At 68.5% G+C, this 15,893-nt stretch carries 14 protein-coding genes; 8 read left to right on the top strand and 6 right to left on the bottom strand.

Translation table 11 applies throughout. The features are described 5' to 3' along the window. Positions 1–17: 17 nt before the first annotated feature. Positions 18–911 (bottom strand): phenylalanine 4-monooxygenase, encoded by an 894-nt coding sequence (gene phhA / locus H9654_RS03800; RefSeq protein ID WP_191769151.1) that lies wholly within the window; start codon positions 909–911, stop codon positions 18–20. 124 nt (positions 912–1,035) lie between these two features. On the opposite strand from phhA, the gene H9654_RS03795 reads away from it, so the two are divergent. Both H9654_RS03795 and H9654_RS03790 read left to right on the top strand, forming a co-directional pair. Then, a complete protein-coding gene (locus tag H9654_RS03795) occupies positions 1,036–1,521 on the top strand; it encodes an Lrp/AsnC family transcriptional regulator (RefSeq protein WP_042612106.1) in 486 nt (161 codons plus the stop codon). A 95-nt stretch (positions 1,522–1,616) separates the two neighbouring features. Continuing rightward, positions 1,617–3,638 (top strand): hypothetical protein, encoded by a 2,022-nt coding sequence (locus tag H9654_RS03790; protein WP_191769149.1) that lies wholly within the window; start codon positions 1,617–1,619, stop codon positions 3,636–3,638. A gap of 170 nt (positions 3,639–3,808) precedes the next feature. On the opposite strand, the gene H9654_RS03785 is transcribed toward H9654_RS03790, so the two are convergent. Together H9654_RS03785 and H9654_RS03780 are read right to left on the bottom strand one after the other, a co-directional pair. Continuing rightward, positions 3,809–4,795: a patatin-like phospholipase family protein gene (locus H9654_RS03785; RefSeq protein WP_191769147.1), complete on the bottom strand. Its 987-nt coding sequence runs from the start codon at positions 4,793–4,795 to the stop codon at positions 3,809–3,811. Positions 4,796–4,965: 170 nt separating this feature from the next. Beyond that, complete coding sequence (locus tag H9654_RS03780) at positions 4,966–5,991, bottom strand: TIGR00266 family protein (protein ID WP_191769145.1); 1,026 nt, start codon at positions 5,989–5,991, stop codon at positions 4,966–4,968. Positions 5,992–6,148: 157 nt separating this feature from the next. Here H9654_RS03780 and H9654_RS03775 point away from each other — a divergent pair, with 157 nt between their 5' ends. Then, the gene (locus H9654_RS03775) at positions 6,149–8,416 is read left to right on the top strand and encodes a TonB-dependent receptor (RefSeq protein ID WP_191769143.1); all 2,268 of its coding nucleotides are present in this window, start codon (positions 6,149–6,151) and stop codon (positions 8,414–8,416) included. 85 nt (positions 8,417–8,501) lie between these two features. Here H9654_RS03775 and H9654_RS03770 read toward each other — a convergent pair whose 3' ends face one another. Further along, positions 8,502–9,275 (bottom strand): acid phosphatase, encoded by a 774-nt coding sequence (locus tag H9654_RS03770; protein WP_225211854.1) that lies wholly within the window; start codon positions 9,273–9,275, stop codon positions 8,502–8,504. Positions 9,276–9,602: 327 nt separating this feature from the next. Then, positions 9,603–10,442: an acid phosphatase gene (locus tag H9654_RS03765; protein ID WP_191769139.1), complete on the bottom strand. Its 840-nt coding sequence runs from the start codon at positions 10,440–10,442 to the stop codon at positions 9,603–9,605. 228 nt (positions 10,443–10,670) lie between these two features. Between H9654_RS03765 and H9654_RS03760 the strand changes: the two genes are divergently transcribed. Both H9654_RS03760 and H9654_RS03755 read left to right on the top strand, forming a co-directional pair. After that, on the top strand, positions 10,671–11,543 hold the full coding sequence (locus tag H9654_RS03760; RefSeq protein WP_191769137.1) for a lipase family protein: 873 nt from the start codon (positions 10,671–10,673) through the stop codon (positions 11,541–11,543). A gap of 11 nt (positions 11,544–11,554) precedes the next feature. Next, the gene (locus H9654_RS03755) at positions 11,555–12,760 is read left to right on the top strand and encodes a DUF4785 domain-containing protein (RefSeq protein ID WP_191769135.1); all 1,206 of its coding nucleotides are present in this window, start codon (positions 11,555–11,557) and stop codon (positions 12,758–12,760) included. A 66-nt stretch (positions 12,761–12,826) separates the two neighbouring features. Here H9654_RS03755 and H9654_RS03750 read toward each other — a convergent pair whose 3' ends face one another. Beyond that, complete coding sequence (locus tag H9654_RS03750; protein WP_317450744.1) at positions 12,827–13,675, bottom strand: ABC transporter ATP-binding protein; 849 nt, start codon at positions 13,673–13,675, stop codon at positions 12,827–12,829. 119 nt (positions 13,676–13,794) lie between these two features. On the opposite strand from H9654_RS03750, the gene H9654_RS03745 reads away from it, so the two are divergent. The 3 genes from H9654_RS03745 to H9654_RS03735 all read left to right on the top strand — a co-directional run bounded on the left by H9654_RS03745 (position 13,795) and on the right by H9654_RS03735 (position 15,890). Continuing rightward, entirely contained in the window at positions 13,795–14,160 is a 366-nt protein-coding gene (locus H9654_RS03745) for an EF-hand domain-containing protein (RefSeq protein WP_191769134.1), read from the top strand. A 283-nt stretch (positions 14,161–14,443) separates the two neighbouring features. Next, positions 14,444–15,256: a bifunctional DNA-formamidopyrimidine glycosylase/DNA-(apurinic or apyrimidinic site) lyase gene (mutM, locus tag H9654_RS03740; RefSeq protein WP_191769132.1), complete on the top strand. Its 813-nt coding sequence runs from the start codon at positions 14,444–14,446 to the stop codon at positions 15,254–15,256. A 70-nt stretch (positions 15,257–15,326) separates the two neighbouring features. After that, the gene (locus tag H9654_RS03735) at positions 15,327–15,890 is read left to right on the top strand and encodes an ECF-type sigma factor (protein WP_042612096.1); all 564 of its coding nucleotides are present in this window, start codon (positions 15,327–15,329) and stop codon (positions 15,888–15,890) included. Positions 15,891–15,893: the final 3 nt, after the last annotated feature.

Raw genomic sequence — 15,893 nt, 5'->3', positions numbered from 1 at the left:
GCCACTCACGCCACGCCTCAGACGTCGCCGCCGCTCGCCCAGCCCTCCCCGGTGCCGCGCTGGAACACGCGGTCGTCCGCCTGCACCTGGCCGGCCGGCAACTGCGGCTGGTCCGCCAGGCTGGCGTAGATCGGAGTGAAGTCCGGTGCGGTGGCCTGCATCAGCTGCTCGAAACTGTCGATGACGAAGTAGGTCTTCTGGAAGGTATCAATGCGGTAACGCGTGCGCATGATGCGTTCCAGGTCGAAGCCGATCCGGTTGGGTGCAGGCGACTCCAGCGAGTACAGCGACTCGCCCTTGGACGACACGATGCCGGCGCCGTAGATGCGCAGCCCGTCGGCGGTGTTGATCAGGCCGAACTCAACCGTGTACCAGTACAGCCGGGTCAGGTTCTGCAATGCGTCCGGGCCCAGCGCATGGGCCTTCACCCCGCCGCGCCCGTAGGCTTCCATGTAGTCGGCGAACACCGGGTTCATCAGCAGCGGTACGTGCCCGAACAGGTCATGGAACATGTCCGGTTCGGCGATGTAGTCGATCTGGTCGGGCCGCCGGATCCACCACGTCACCGGGAAACGCCGGTTGGCCAGGTGGTCGAAGAAATCCAGCTCCGGCAGCAGCCCTTCCACGCCGACCAGGGTCCAGCCGGTGGCCGCCGCCAGGGCCTCGTTGAGCTGGTCGAAGCGCGGGATCATGTCCGCGCTCATGCCCATGGCGTCCTGCGCATCCAGGAACTCCTGGCAGGCGCGACCGTTGAGCAGGTCGCGCTGGCGCTTGAACAGCGTGCTCCAGGTTGCGTGGTCGTCGGCACTGTAGCTGTCCCACGGCTGTTCCACCACGGCGGTGGTATAGACCGGCACATAGCCCTTGTCGGTCTGCTGGTGCTCGACGCGGCGGGGAGTGGTCTGGTCCATGGGATGGCTCCTTGCGGGTGTCTGTCGATGCTAGGGCAGGGATCGCGCAACAGGGTTGCAAAGTTGCGCGTTGATCGTGTCCTGGCGCAATATCGTTGCGTCCATCCCGTGTTGCGAGGCAGCAATGGCAGGTGAAGTCCAGTTCGACCGCACGGATCTACGCCTTCTGGCCGAGATCCAGCGTGATGGCCGCGCCACCAACGCCGAACTGGCGACGCGGGTCAACCTGTCTCCCTCGGCCTGCCTGCGCCGCCTGCAGCGGCTGGAAGGCGAGGGCGTCATCGCCGGTTATGGTGCACGGCTGGAGCCCAAGCACATTGGCCTGGGGCTGCAGGCCTTCGTGCGCGTGCAGCTGGAAAAGCATGACCAGGCCGCCATCGCACGTTTCGCCGACAGCGTGGTGGAATGGGATGAAGTGGTGGCCTGCCATGCGCTCACCGGCGACATGGACTACCTGCTGCAGATCTACGTGCGCGACCTGGAGCATTTCTCCAGCTTCCTGCTGGACAAGCTGCTCAATGCGTCCGGGGTGGCTGACGTCAATTCCAGCTTCGTGTTGCGCACGGTGAAACCCTTCCGCGCACTGCCCTTGTCGCAGCTGGGTGGGTGAACCGGTTTGACGGCAGCCATGCGGTAGCCGAGCATCGTCGCCAGCGGTAGCGTCGAACAGGGGCGTTGGCTGCAGCACCTTTTTCGATCATCGACATGCCCGACACCGCGCCCTTCACCGAAACCACCCACTTCCTGCCATTGCGGCGACGGACGCTGGCGCAGCACCTGGGCCGCGGCACGCCGCCGGCGACGCCGCTGGAACAGGCCGGCCTGCTCGCAGCGCAGTTGTGCCGCCTGCACGCCCATCCAGGGGCGCAGCTGGAACGCCTGCTGCACGATGCCTGCGCGCTGTTCGCCGCTGACGACGGCAGCGCGGTGGCCGCCCAGCTGTCCGGGAAGGGCGGTGAAGGGCAGCCGGCGCTGGATGCGTGGCTGGCCGAGCTGGCCATGCACGGCGTGCTGCTGGCACCGGACGAAGCCGTGGAGCGCTTTGTCGCCGCCTCGCCCGACGCCTATCCCGGCGCGGACTTCCAGGCCGCCTGCCAGGTCACCCTGGCCGAGCACACGATCCGCTACCCGGCCACCGCCGCGCCCGACGACGAGGGCGAAGCGGTCGATCCCGAATCGGATCCGGAAGAGGAGGCGCCGCGTGCCAGCGGGGCCATCGAGCGCAACGGGCTGTTCACCAGCGAACAGGCGCGTGTGCTGCGCGCCATCGCCGCCAACCCGGATGAACTGATCGACCTGGACGCCTACGCCGGTACCGGGAAAAGCCATCTGGTGCTGGCGTTGATGGATGCCCGGCCGGGCCGCTATACCTACATCGCGCCCTCACGCGGCCAGGTCGAAGCCTTCCGCCCGCGCCTGCCGGCCGATTCCGGCACGCGGCTGCTGACCCAGATCGAACTGGCCAACCTGATGGTGCAGCAGGCCGCACGCAGTGGCCGCGGCAACGGCTTCGTGCCGACCTACCGGCTGAGCACGATCCCGGCGTGGGAGATCACCCGCCGGATCGGCCTGCAGGGCATCGGCCAGCGCGTACCCGAGCAGGTGCTGATGACGGCCCTGGAAGGCATCAACCGCTGGTGCGCATCGGCATCGCCGACGCTGCAGGCCGCGCATTTCGACCGTTCGCTGCCATGGGCGATGCTCGACGCGGTGCCCTACGTGGCCGCTGCCGAGCACGTCTGGCGCTGCATGTTCGATGCCGGCGTGCAGAAGGGCGGCTGCCTCAGCCTCAATACCGGCCATCTCGGCAAATGGCTGGAGCTGCAGGGCGTGGCGCCGCCGGTCGGGCTGGGCATGCTGCTGGTGGATGAGGCGCATGAGCTGAGTCCGGCCTGGAAGCAGGTGTTGGCCCGGCATGCGCCCGGCGTGGTCAGCCTGGGCGATCCGCACCAGCGGCTGGTAGGGCGCGCATCGCGCTGGTCGAGCTCCAAGGTGCTGGAAATGAGCCAATCGGTGCGCCAGGGAAGCCAGGTGGATGGCTTGGTCAACCAGTCACTGGCGCTGGATGACATCGGTGCGTCCAGCGAACGTTTCATGGGCGCCAGCGACCGCGCCACCGGTGTGCGCCGCTATGCCACCTGGTCGCAGGTGCCGCTGTCCGGGGCACGCCTGTACGGCAGCCTGTGGCGGCTGCTGCAGGAAGCCCACCAGCTGCTCGCGCAGGGCGCGCATGTGCACGTGCATCCGGCTTCGCTGCGCCTGCTGCAGAAAGAAGCGCAGGCGCCGATCGATGCCTGGCGAAGCGTGCGGCGGGGCGAGTCGAGCCGGCGCTGGGAGGCCTTCGTGGAAGCCTGCGAGCAGCGCGGGCAGGGCGATATCCCGGCGCTGTTTTCCGGTGGATTCGATTCAACCGCGCTGGAGCAGCTGCTGGCGGCGCTGGTGCCCGTGCAGGAGGCAGGCATCACGCTGTGCCTGGCCCAGCATGCCAAGAACCTGCAGTTCGACCGGGTGGCGATGTCGGCGTGCTGCTTCATCACCGGCTACGAGACGCGCCAGGCGCACAGCCCGGTGCGCGCGGCCTACCTGGCGCTGACCCGTGGCAGCCAACAGCTGTGGCTGCCGGGCGATGCGATGGAACAGCTGCAGCTGAGCGCGCAGCGCCATGCGGAAAGCCTGGAAACCCGGCGCATGGAAAAGCGCCGCGCCGCCGGGCATGTGAAGCGCTGAAGCGGTAGCGCCGAGCCACGCTCGGCGAGCGCAACGGCAAGAGCGCAGCGGCGTGACGACCAACGGTCGTCACCCACCGGAGCAGGGGCCCGGTAGCGCCGAGCCACGCTCGGCGAGCGCAGCGGCAAGAGGGCCACGGCAGGACGGCCAGCGGCCGTCACTACCGAGGGTCAGCAGTCGGCCTTGCGGCCCATCAGCCGGCCCACGCGCGAGGGCTCATCGCACTTCGGCTTCGGCGGCGGCAGCAGGGCGGCGGCGCGCGCGCGCTGGATCTGCTCGATCTTCGCGCGGATCTGCGGCATGGCGGCCATCGCCGCCTTCTCGCCTTCCAGGATGGCCTTGCCGCGCTGGCTGAAATCGGACGCGCCGATATCCAGCACGCGCGGTCGGATGATGATGTCCGCGCGCGCCAGTTCCTGTTCGCCCAGGCGCTGGCCCATGATCGCGATGGACTGGTTGACGATGCCCAGCATGCCGGTCGGCGTGCGGCCGCTGGCCTTGCTGGAGATATCCACGGCGACGACGAACTCGGCACCGAGCTGGCGCGCCGCGTCCACCGGCACCGGGCTGACCACCCCGCCATCGACGAAATTGTTCTGGCCGATCTTCACCGGTTCGAACACGCCCGGAATGCTGCTGGACGCACGTACTGCCTGGCCGACGTTGCCGCGCACGAACACCGCGCGCTCACCGGTTTCCAGGTTGGTGGCGACGGCGGCGAAGGGCTTCTTCAGCCGTTCCGCCGGTTTGTTGCCGACCTGTTGGTTGACGTAGTCCTGCAGCTTCTGGCCCTGCACCAGCCCACCGGAGAACAGGCGCACATCGCGGATGCTGGCTTCGTCCAGTGCCACCGCCTTGGTCTGCATCTCGAAGGCATCCATGCCGCTGGCGTACAGCGCACCGACCACGCTGCCGGCACTGGTGCCGGACACCACCACTGGTTCGAAGCCGTTGGCTTCCAGCATCTTGATCACCCCGATATGGGCAAAGCCCTTGGCCGCGCCGCCGCCGAGCGCGATGCCGATCTTCACCGGCTTGGCGGGCTGCACCACGGTGGGCGTGGCCGGCGGGGCAGGGCGCGCGTTTTCACCGCCGCAGCCGGCCAGCAGGCCGAGCAGGGCAACAGACAACATCACACGGGTGCGGGACAGGGTCATCGGCTGGGCAACGCAACAGGAAAGGGCGCCAGCATAGCGAACGGCACCCCGGTAGTAACGGCCACCGGCCGTCAAGCACGGTGACGGTCAGCAGCCAGCCATTTCCCACGACGGCCCGCTGCCGTCATGGGGCGTTGTGCGGGATTGACGGCCAGCGGCCGTCCCTGCCCTCAGAAACGGTTGTCGCCGTCCAGCATCCGGCCCAGGCCGCCCAGTACCGAGCCCTCGCCACGGTTCTGGCCACCGCCCTGCGGCGCGGCCATCCACATCCGGCCAGCCAGCCTCGACAACGGCAGCGACTGCAGCCAGACCTTGCCGGGGCCGGTCAGGGTGGCCAGGAACACACCTTCGCCGCCGAACACCATGCTCTTGATGCCGGCAACCCGGCGCACGTCCATGTCCACGCTGGCGTGGTAGGCCACCACGCAGCCGGTATCCACGTCCAGCCGCTCGCCGGCCGCCAGCTCGCGTTCGACCACGCAGCCGCCGGCATGGATGAACACCCAACCGTCGCCTTCCAGTTTCTGCATGATGAAGCCTTCGCCACCGAACAGGCCGGTCATGATCTTGCGCTGGAACTGCACGCCGATCTGCACCCCGCGCGCGCCGGCCAGGAAGCTGTCCTTCTGGCAGATCAGGCGCCCGCCGTGCTCGTCCAGCTTCATCGGCAGCACCGTGCCGGGGTAGGGCGCGGCGAAGGCGACCTTGGCCTTGCCGTGGCCGGTGTGCGTGTACAGGGTGGCGAACAGGCTCTCGCCGGTCAGCACGCGCTTGCCGGCCGACATCAGCTTGTCCATGAAACCGCCGCCCTGGCCGCTGTGCGAGCCGTCGCCGAACACGGTATCCATCTGCACCGCCGAATCCTTGAACATCAGTGCGCCGGCTTCGGCGATCGCACTCTCGCCCGGGTCCAGTTCGATCTCCACGAACTGCATTTCATGGCCGACGATGCGGAAATCGATGTCGTCCGCGCGCTGGCCACGCGCGCCGTGGCCCGGTACCGGCGGCGGCGCGCTGGACATCCCGGAGGCCTCGCTGCGCAGCTCCGGGACTTCGCCGATCGCCATCCAGCCGCTCATGCCCTGGCACCAGGCCAGCGCGCGCGGATTGGCCTGGGCGAAGCGGCGCGCGGCCTGCTCATCGAAGGGGCCAACGCGGTCGGCCTGGCCGGGGACATGGAAGTACCACTGGTTCATCGCTGCGATTCCAAGGGGTGCGGAAACGACGAGTCTAGCGGGCTGGCCAGCGCCCCGGCGACGGCCATGAACGCGCGGCATTTGCGGCCAGCGTGTTGTATTGCAACAATTATCTGGTAGCGCCGTTCCACCACCCCTCCCAACACAGCCTACCGCCATGTCCCCGAACCGTTCCGTCCACGACCGCCGACCGGTCGTGCGTCCGCTCGTTCTCGCTCTCTCCGCCCTGCTGCCGCTGTCCGCAGTTGCCCAGCAAGCTCCGGCCAGCAAGGATCCGGTCGCGCTCGATGCGCTCACCGTGACCGCCCAGCGCCGCGTCGAGAACGCCAAGGACGTGCCGGTGGCGATCACCGCGATCCAGGGGGAGAAGCTTGATGTCCTCGGTTCGGCCGGTGACGACATCCGCTTCCTGGCCGGCCGCGTGCCCAGCCTGAACATCGAATCATCCTACGGCCGTGCCTTCCCGCGCTTCTACATCCGCGGCCTGGGCAACACCGATTTCGACCTCAACGCGTCCCAGCCGGTGTCGCTGGTATACGACGACGTGGTGCAGGAAAGCCCGCTGCTGAAGGGCTTCCCGCTGTTCGACCTGGCCGGCGTGGAAGTGCTGCGCGGCCCGCAGGGCACGCTGTTCGGCCGCAACACCCCGGCCGGCGTGGTCAAGTTCGATTCGGCGCGTCCGTCGCAGGACGCTGACGGTTACGTCAGGGTCGCCTACGGCAGCTATGACACCTGGAACGTGCAGGGCGCTTACGGCGGCCCGCTGACCAGCCGCTGGTCGGCCCGCGTATCGGCGCTTTACCAGCGCCGCGACGACTGGGTCACCAACACCCGCAGCGACGCACCGGCGCAGGGCTTCGAAGGCTATGACGAAGGCGCCGCACGCGTGCAGTTCCTGTACGAAGGCGACGGTTTCGAAGGCCTGTTCAACCTGCACAAGCGCAAGCTCAACGGCACCGCGCGCCTGTTCCGCGCCAACATCATCCAGCCGGGCAGCAACAAGCTGGTGGAAAACTTCGATCGTGATGAAGTGTCCACCGACGGGCAGAACTTCTCCGACCTGGAAACCTGGGGCGGCAGCGCGCGCCTGAAGTGGGACCTGGGCCGGGTCACCCTGCACTCGATCACCGGCTATGAAACCGCCGAATCGCTCAACCACGGCGACATCGACGGCGGCTACGGCGCGGCGTTCCTGGGCGCCGGCAACTACGGCCCGGGCTTCATTCCGTTCCCGTCCGAGTCGGCCGATGGCCTGCCGAGCCACCGCCAGTGGACGCAGGAATTCCGCGTCGAATCCAACGAATGGGGCCGCTTCGACTGGCAGGCCGGCGTGTTCTACTTCGATGAAGACGTCACCATCGACAGCTTCAACTATGACTCGCTGACCCCGGGCAATCCGCAGAGCGGCCATGCCGTGCAGCAGCAGCGCAACAAGGCGTGGGCCGCGTTCGCCTCCGGCGACTTCGACGTCACCGAGCGCTTCAAGCTGCGTGCCGGCGTGCGCTACACCCAGGACAAGAAGGACTTCACCGCCAGCGTGCTGCAGGCTGTCGCCGGCGGTACCCCGGTCAGCGGTCCGTATGTGGCCAACAGCGATGTCGACGACGTCAGCTGGGACCTGAGCGGCGTGTATGCGCTGACCGACAACGTCAACGCCTACGCGCGCGTGGCCAAGGGCTTCCGGGCGCCGTCCATCCAGGGCCGGCTGGCCTTTGGTGGGGTCACCCAGGCCGATTCGGAGAAGGTGATTTCCTACGAGGCGGGCATCAAGGCCGACCTGTTCGACCGCCGTGCGCGCCTGGGCTTCAGCGTGTTCCGCTATGACGTGGACGGCCAGCAGCTGATCGCCGTGGGCGGCACCAACAACACCGCGACCCTGCTCAACGCGGACAAGACGATCGGCCAGGGCTTCGAGCTCGACTTCGAATCCTACCTGACCGACAACGTGCTGCTGACCCTGGGCAGCAGCTACAACGACACCGAGATCAAGGACCCCAGCCTGGCGGTGGCGATCTGCGGCGGTGGCTGCACCATCACCGATCCAACCACGGTGATCAACGGTGGCACCTACGCGCTGGTGAATGGCAATTCGCTGCCGCAGGCGCCGAAGTGGATCCACAACCTGACCCTGCGTGCCGGCTTCCCGGTCACCGATGCCAGCGAGTTCTACGTCTACACCGACTGGGCGTACAAGAGCGAAGTCAATTTCTTCCTGTACGAATCGCCGGAGTTCCGTAGCCGCAGCTCGCTGGAAGGCGGCCTGCGCCTGGGCTACAACTGGGATTACGGCCAGTACGACGTGGCCGTGTTCGGTCGCAACCTGACCGACCAGGTGCGGGTGGTCGGTGCGATCGACTTCAACAACCTGACCGGCTTCCTCAACGAGCCACGTACCTTCGGCGTGGAGTTCACCGCGAAGTTCTGACCGACCGGAGAACCGGGGGGGCGGCCCATGGTCGCCACCCGCTGATGGTCATCCACGGCGCGGATTCTTCCGCGCCGTTTTTCATCTACAGCGCGCTTTGTGGGCGCACCTTCAGTACTGCTTCCTCGGCCGTGCAGTCATGGCTGGACGATTGACCGGACGCGCGTGCGGCTGCGATTTCGTGTTTTGCGGCGAGCAGGTCGGCCTGGAACTCCGGGCTCTCGTGCAGCCGCGCAACCAGTGCGGCGCCGAGAAACCGTGCCTGCACGATATCGCTGTGCCAATGCATGTTGCAGACCAGGCGACTTTCAGCGTAACTGCGACCGCGCGCGAAGATCGCATCGGCCCGCTGCGGCGTCACCTCGGCGAGGATGAGCGCCCACGCCCACCCGGCGATGCCGTGGCTGGACGGATACGAGCCGGTTTCGCGCTTCTTGTCCTCCTCTTCCGGGGTGCAGGTCGACTTTGCGTTGACCACGTACGGCCGCGGACGCAGATAGTGGTTCTTGGCCGCACGCGCGGTGGCGCTGGCGTCGCGACGGCTGCGCTGCAGCAGGCTGAGCAGGGCCGGGGTACGCGCGGCGTCCACGTCGATCCCCAGTGCGCAGCTGAACTGGTTGGCGCCCGGCTGCACAGGGCCTTTAGGGAATGAATCGTCGGCATCCCGGCTGGCCTGGGCAAACCGCTCGGTGCCGCGCAGCGCGAGCGCTTCATCGCTGACCTGCGCGTCCAGGGCTGCGGTTACCGTGCCTGCGGCAGGCGGCGTGGGGAGCAGCGCGATACTGTCCGGCACCTTCGTTTCGAGAAGGTAGCCGGTGACCTTGGCAGCCACCGGTGAGGCGACGGCGATCAGCGACAAGGCGGCCAACGTAAAGCGTCTGGTCCGCGCGATGACGGCTGTCTGGTGGCGTGTCATGGATGGAGGTTCCGCATGCGATGGAAGCGACAGCGTTGCACGGCGGGGCCCGAGTGCCGGCACGCTGTCGCCAGTTGCAGGCAGCAACGTGGCGCAGGGCGTCACTACCCTGCGCGGGTGGACCGCGGCGGTCGGCAACGGTCCGCAAGGCCATGGCGTGCAGGCGATTGCCTGACACGATGGCAGGATCGTGGCCCGACGCACCTCGGCAACCTGCCGGCGTCGGCAGCGTCATCGCGCGCGACGATCCCTGCCGGATTTCTCGACGAACTACAGCGCACTGGCCGGCCGCACTTTCAGCACCGCTTCCTCGGCCGCGCAGTCGCGGCTGGAATGCTGCCCGGACCTGCGCGCGGCTTCGATTTCCCTGCGTGCAGCAAGCAGGTCGCGCTGGAAAGCCGGATTGTCCTGCAACCGTGCCACGGCAGCGGCGCCCATGAAACGGCCTTCCAGGATGTCGCTCTGCCAGTGCACGTTGCACACCAGGCGGCTTTCACCGTAGTTGCGTCCGCGGGCGATGATGGCGTCGGCCCTGTCCGGCACGATTTCCGAAAGCAACAGCGCCCACGCCCAGCCGATCGAGGTGTGGCCGGAGGGATAGGAGCCGTTGCGCCGCAGGCCGGCTTCGTCCTGCGGGGTGCAGGTGGGTTCGCCGTTGACCATGAACGGACGCGGGCGCTGGTGGTGTTTCTTCGCGGCGCGGGTGGCAGCACTGGCATCGATGCGGCTGCGTTCCAGCAGGCGGTACAGCGCCGGCGTGCGCTGCGCGTCCACGTCCAGGCCGATGGCGCAGGAGAACTGGTTTGCGCCCTCCGGGAAGCCGAGTTCGGCATCGTGCGTGGCCTGGGCGAAGCGCGGCGTACCCCGCAGCGCACGTGCCTGGCGGCTGACCTGTTCGTCCAGCGCAAAGCCGGCCGAGCCGGCCGCCGGCGGTGCAGGCACCAGGGCCAGGCTGGCCGGCACCGACGCCGCGTCCAGGTAGCCCACCGCCTTGGTGGTGACATTGGCTTCAACGGCAGTCGGGCGGCTGGCAGTGGCTGCGCACCCGGCCAGGGACAGGGCGACGGCAAGCCCGGGCAGGGCGCGGCCAAGGTGTGAGATCAGGGACATGGGAGGTTCGGGACAGGGGCTCGCCGACAATGATCGCAGTCCTGCACGCCCTGTGCAGCGCCATCGCGCATACGGCCACAACCGGCATGGCCCTCTGCCTGGGACAAAACCGCAGCCGAGTGTCGGAAATGTCTTGATACCCGGAGCAGCGCACGGACGACTCCCACGATCGCGCCGAGCATGAGGCCATCCAAGGGTCCGGGGGACCCGCAGATAGGGAAACATGCAATGCACAGCACCGCACTACGAAGCACCGCACTGGCCCTGCTGGTGGGCCTGCAACCTGCGCAGGCGGCCGATGGCCTCGGTGTAGCCTTCGTGCACGGCACCGGCGCGCACACCAACGCCCTCCGGGACTACTGGCAGCCAGCCATCATCGACAGTGTCCGCCAGGGCCTGCCGGACAGGCGCAATTACGTCGTCATCAACTGCGACTTCAACCAGTACATGTGGAAGCCGAAAGCCGCCGGCTGCCTGGCCGGGCAGCTGTCCGGCTTCATCGAAAGCCGCGGCATCACCCGGCTGGTGGTCATCACCCACTCCAACGGTGGCAACGTCGTGCGCTGGATCCTGTCCAACCCGACCTACGACCGCCGCTATCCGAAGATCATCCAGACGCTGCAGAAGGTCACCGCGCTGGCGCCGTCTTCGGCCGGCACGCCGTTGGCCGACGCAGTGGTCAACGGCAGCACCTTCGAAACCCTGCTGGGCTGGCTGCTGGGGTTGAGGAACGATGCGGTGCGCCAGCAACAGGTCGGCCACATGGCCACCTACAACGCGCAGAACCTGTATGGCACCGGTGGTCGCCCGGCACTGCCCACGCCGTTCCGCGCTGTGGTCGGCAGCGATGTCGACTCGGCGCCTACGGACGCGGACAGTTACTGCGGAGGCTATGCCGCCAACCTCGGCCTGGAGTTCACCCGGAACTGGCTTTCTTCGTGTTCGGACGGCTTCCTCGATTGCAGCAGCCAGAAGGCGGCCGGCACCGTGTGGTTCACCGACACAGCGCGCACGCACGGCGCCGAACCGCTCAGCCACAACCAGAGCCGCCGCGCGTGCTTCGGCCTGGGCACGCTCCTGCGCGACGACCTGACCCAGTGACGGAGGCCCTCATGACGATGCATCCCACCCTCCTGGCCGTTGCCGCGCTGGCGATCCTGTCCACCGCGCCCACAGGGGCCGCACAACCGCTGCGCGCCGCCGCCGCTGGCGACCAGATACCGGCCACCCTGGTCGCCGCGCCGTTGCCCACCGACGATGAAAGCGAGCAGGTACCGCTGGCCTTCGCCTGGGCGCTGGACCCGGTGCAGCCGCTGCATGCGCCGTCGCCCCATGTGGCCGTCAGCCGGAGTTACTGGCAGCAGGTCGATGCAGCCGAACTGCAGCGCGGCCTGGCATTGCCGCTGACCGCACCGGAGGCGGTGATCCAGCTCAGCCCGGCGCCGGGCGCCCGCGCGCTGTCGGCGGGGTCATTGCAGCTGCGCGATCCGGCCGGGCGAAGCAGCGGGGCCCGCAGCGTCGATGCACGTGTATTGCAGGATGCCGGCATGCCGGTTGGCGATGGCACGCGCATGCTGCGGACCGGCGCAGCCAGCACGGCCGGGATCTACCGCCTGCACAGTCGCCAGGCACGGGGCCGCTACGTGGTGCAGGTGCTGGAACCGAACAGCCCACTGCGGCTGGAAGTCCAGGCCAGCCACTCGCGGGTGCTGGCCGGCGGCAGCATGCAGCTGCAGGCGCGCCTGCGCCAAGGCGGCGCCGGCAGCCTGCCGGCGGGCACGCCCCGAAGCGGTTTCGGCGGTCATGCGCTGCTGGTCGCACCGGATGGCCGCAGCTGGCCGCAGCAGTTGCGGCCCATTCCCGATGGCAGCCTGCGCGCGCAGGTGCGTATTCCCGCCGACGTGGGCAACACGCAGGGTCTGTGGGAGCTGCAGGTGTTCGCACAGCTCGACGGCGTGCTGCGTGATGGCACGGTCGCCTTCGCTGTTGCGCTGCCGACGGCGCGTCTCAGCGGCCAGGCCACGGCAGATCCCGCCAGCCGCCGGGTCGGCTTGTCATTGCAGATGGCAGCGGCGGGGCGTTACGAAGCACGCGGCACCCTGTACGCCAGCGCGGCCGATGGGCAGCTGAAACCCGTCGCGCAGGCCCATGCCGCCGCCTGGTTCGAGGGCCCCGGGCAGGGGACGCTGGTACTGCCGTTCGACCAGGCTGCGTTGCCGGCGGGATTTGGCCCGCCGTATGAACTGCGCGACCTGCAACTGCAGGACCAGAGCCGGATGGCACCGATCGAGTCGCGCGCTGCTGCGCTGCGGTTCTGATCCGGGAGCGGTGGGCCGGGGCCGCCGGCCCGCCCTTGTGGTGCCCCTTGCGACGGCCCTGCGGCACTATCCCGCGTACGCGGCCAGCCGTCCGTGCTGCTCCACCACGGAGATCGGGCCGCCGAACGCGGCCGACAGGGGCGCATCGCACAGCAGTTCGGCACGCGTGCCATCGGCCAGTACACGGCCGTCGCGCAGCAGCACCACGCGTTCGATCTCGGGAATGATCTCTTCCACGTGGTGGGTGACCAGCACCAGCGTGATGCCCTGCCGCGCCAGTGACTGCATGGTATCGACCAGCTGCTGCCGGGCCACCAGGTCCAGCCCGGTGGATGGCTCGTCCAGCAACAGCGCGTGCGGGCGGTTGACCAGTGCCCGGGCGATCAACACGCGCCGCGTCTCTCCGGCCGACAGCTCTGCATAGCTGCGACCGTGCAGCGCCAGCGCGCCGGTCATCGCCAGGGTCTGGCGCGTGCGCTCGCGCATGTCCTGGGTGATCTCGCGGAAGGCAGGCAGCACGTAGCTGGCGAAGAATCCGGTCAGCACCGCCTGTTCCACGGTCAGTCCCGGCATGTCGGCGAGCGTGCTGCTGAGGTCGCCGGTGACGATGCCCAGCTGCGAGCGCAGCCGGTCGACCTGCCAGCGGTTCTGGCCCAGCACTTTCACCGGTACGTGGCCATCGGCATGTGCCAGCGGATACAGCTCGCGGGTGATCAGTTTGATGAAGGTGGATTTGCCGCAGCCGTTGGGCCCGAGCAGCGCGGTGTGCTGGCCCTGTGCGATGCGCAGGCTGAGGCCGTGCAGCACCTTGACCTGACCGCGCATCACGCTGGCGCGATCCAGTTCGATCAGCGGCGGGAGGGTGCCGGCATCGGCTGCGGGCGGTACGACGGCGGCTGGATTCAGGCTGGACAACGCAGGTTCCCGGCTGGAAGGTGCGCGCCGTGGCGGCGCAGGGATGCAGTTTGCCAAGCCAGGGGCCATCATGTCTGCACCGCGGCAACCCCGCGCCGGACCACGGCCTGGAGGCCGCCATGACCGACGTCACCCTTACGCTGCCGCGCGGGCCCGTGATCACCCTGCTGATCGCCTTGCTGCTGTCCGCTGCGGGCAGCGTGCAGGCGCAGGTGGCCGACACCGGCACCTACCTGCAGCGCATGGATGCCGATGGCGATGGGCGGGTCAGCCAGGCCGAGTATGTGCAGTGGATGATGTACGCCTTCGAGCAGATGGATGCCGATGGTGATGGCGTGCTGGATGCCAGCGAGCTGCCGGGCGGCAAGGGGCGGCCGATCACCCGTGAGCAGCAGCGGCAGACGCTGGTGCAGCGGTTCCACAAGCAGGATGCGAACCGCGATGGAGTCCTGGATGCGCGCGAGCTGGCGGCGCCGCCGCGGTGAGTCTGGCGCATGGCGTTGGCGCTGCAACGGGAGCGGGCCGGGCGGTGGGGCTGTGCGGGGACGGCAGAAGCCGCTCCTGCGGGCCTCGTTTCGCGCCATCCATGGCGCTCAACGCCCCCGCACAGCCCCCCCCCCCCCCCCCCCCCCCCCCCCCCCCCCCCCCCCCCCCCCCCCCGACCCGCTGACAGGTGCCGGGGGTCTTTGGAACGCGGTAGCGCCGACCCATGGTCGGCGGGTTCCGTCCGACGCCGTCAGCAACAGCGGCCGGGCGTAGAATCTGCGCATGCCTGAGTTGCCTGAAGTTGAAACCACCCGGCGTGGACTGGCGCCGCATCTGCTCGAACGTGCCATCCATGGGGTGATCCTGCGCCGCAGCGAGCTGCGCTGGCCGATCCCGGACGAGGTGGCCGCCCTGTTGCCGGGGCAGCGCATCGTGGATGTGCGCCGGCGCGCCAAGTACCTGCTGCTGGATACCGAAGCCGGTAGTGCGCTGCTGCACCTGGGGATGTCCGGCAGCCTGCGCGTGCTGCCGGGCGATACGCCGCTGCGCGCGCATGACCACGTGGATATCAGCCTGGACAACGGCCGCCTGCTGCGCTTCAACGATCCGCGCCGCTTCGGCAGCCTGCTGTGGCAGCCGCCGGGCCAGGTCCACCCGCTGCTGCAGGGGCTGGGCCCGGAGCCGCTGGACGATGCCTTCGATGGTGACTACCTGTTCCAGCGCAGCCGTGGCCGCAAGGCGCCGATCAAGACCTTCCTGATGGACCAGGCGGTGGTGGTGGGCGTGGGTAACATCTACGCGGCCGAAAGCCTGTTCCGGGCCGGCATCAGCCCGCTTCGCGAGGCCGGCAAGGTATCGCGCGAGCGCTATCTACGTCTGGCGCAGGCGGTCAAGCAGATCCTGCAGCATGCAATCACCCGCGGTGGCACCACTCTGCGCGACTTCATCAGTCCCGATGGGGCGCCCGGCTACTTCGAACAGGAGTTGTCGGTCTACGGACGCGACGGCCAGCCCTGCCGGTCCTGCGGGCGGCCGTTGAAGCACGCCACCATCGGCCAGCGGGCCAGCGTCTGGTGCGGTTCCTGCCAGCGCTGAGGGCTTTTTCGCCAAGCGCGCTGGACAGGGCTATAGTCGCGCCACGACTCCCGTGGGAGCAGGCGCTGCGATGGATGAAGGATCCGACATCACTGTGTGGCTGGACGCCGCGCGCGGCGGCGACCGTGCCTCGCTGGACCGCGTGCTCACCGTGCTCTACCAGGAGCTGCATGGGATGGCCCGGCGGCAGCTGGCCGGCCAGCAGGGCCGCACCCTGGATGCCACCTCGCTGGTGCACGAGTCCTACCTGAAACTGCTCGGCAGCCGGGGTGGGGCACGCTTCGAGGATCGTGCGCACTTCTTCGCCTATGCCGCTTCGGCCATGCGCAGCGTGGTGGTGGACTACGCCCGCAACCGCTTGGCGCGCAAGCGCGGCGGTGACCTCAAACGGGTGGACATCCCTGAAAACAGCAGCAGCGGCATCCGCATGGACGAGGACCTGCTGGCGTTGGACGTGGCGCTGGAGCGCCTGCAGGCGCTGGATCCGCACCTGGCACGGGTGGTCGAACTGCGCTACTTCGCCGGCCTGACCGAACAGCAGATCGCCGAACTCAGCCAGCGTTCCGAGCGCAGCATCCGACGCGACTGGCAGAAGGCGCGCCTGTTCCTGCTGACCGAAGTAAGCGGGGACTGAGCG

The organism is Stenotrophomonas lacuserhaii (assembly GCF_014836545.1).
GTDB classification, from domain to species: domain Bacteria; phylum Pseudomonadota; class Gammaproteobacteria; order Xanthomonadales; family Xanthomonadaceae; genus Stenotrophomonas; species Stenotrophomonas lacuserhaii.
Note: the sequence above shows the minus strand (reverse complement) of the source record. Positions and strands in the feature narration are given on the sequence as shown.

Bases quoted from the DNA above. Each gene is read 5' to 3' on its own strand.
- phhA (WP_191769151.1), bottom strand. From the start codon at position 911: ATGGACCAGACCACTCCCCGCCGCGTCGAGCACCAGCAGACCGACAAG.
- H9654_RS03795 (WP_042612106.1), top strand. From the start codon at position 1,036: ATGGCAGGTGAAGTCCAGTTCGACCGCACGGATCTACGCCTTCTGGCC.
- H9654_RS03790 (WP_191769149.1), top strand. From the start codon at position 1,617: ATGCCCGACACCGCGCCCTTCACCGAAACCACCCACTTCCTGCCATTG.
- H9654_RS03785 (WP_191769147.1), bottom strand. From the start codon at position 4,795: ATGACCCTGTCCCGCACCCGTGTGATGTTGTCTGTTGCCCTGCTCGGC.
- H9654_RS03780 (WP_191769145.1), bottom strand. From the start codon at position 5,991: ATGAACCAGTGGTACTTCCATGTCCCCGGCCAGGCCGACCGCGTTGGC.
- H9654_RS03775 (WP_191769143.1), top strand. From the start codon at position 6,149: ATGTCCCCGAACCGTTCCGTCCACGACCGCCGACCGGTCGTGCGTCCG.
- H9654_RS03765 (WP_191769139.1), bottom strand. From the start codon at position 10,442: ATGTCCCTGATCTCACACCTTGGCCGCGCCCTGCCCGGGCTTGCCGTC.
- H9654_RS03760 (WP_191769137.1), top strand. From the start codon at position 10,671: ATGCACAGCACCGCACTACGAAGCACCGCACTGGCCCTGCTGGTGGGC.
- H9654_RS03755 (WP_191769135.1), top strand. From the start codon at position 11,555: ATGACGATGCATCCCACCCTCCTGGCCGTTGCCGCGCTGGCGATCCTG.
- H9654_RS03745 (WP_191769134.1), top strand. From the start codon at position 13,795: ATGACCGACGTCACCCTTACGCTGCCGCGCGGGCCCGTGATCACCCTG.
- mutM (WP_191769132.1), top strand. From the start codon at position 14,444: ATGCCTGAGTTGCCTGAAGTTGAAACCACCCGGCGTGGACTGGCGCCG.
- H9654_RS03735 (WP_042612096.1), top strand. From the start codon at position 15,327: ATGGATGAAGGATCCGACATCACTGTGTGGCTGGACGCCGCGCGCGGC.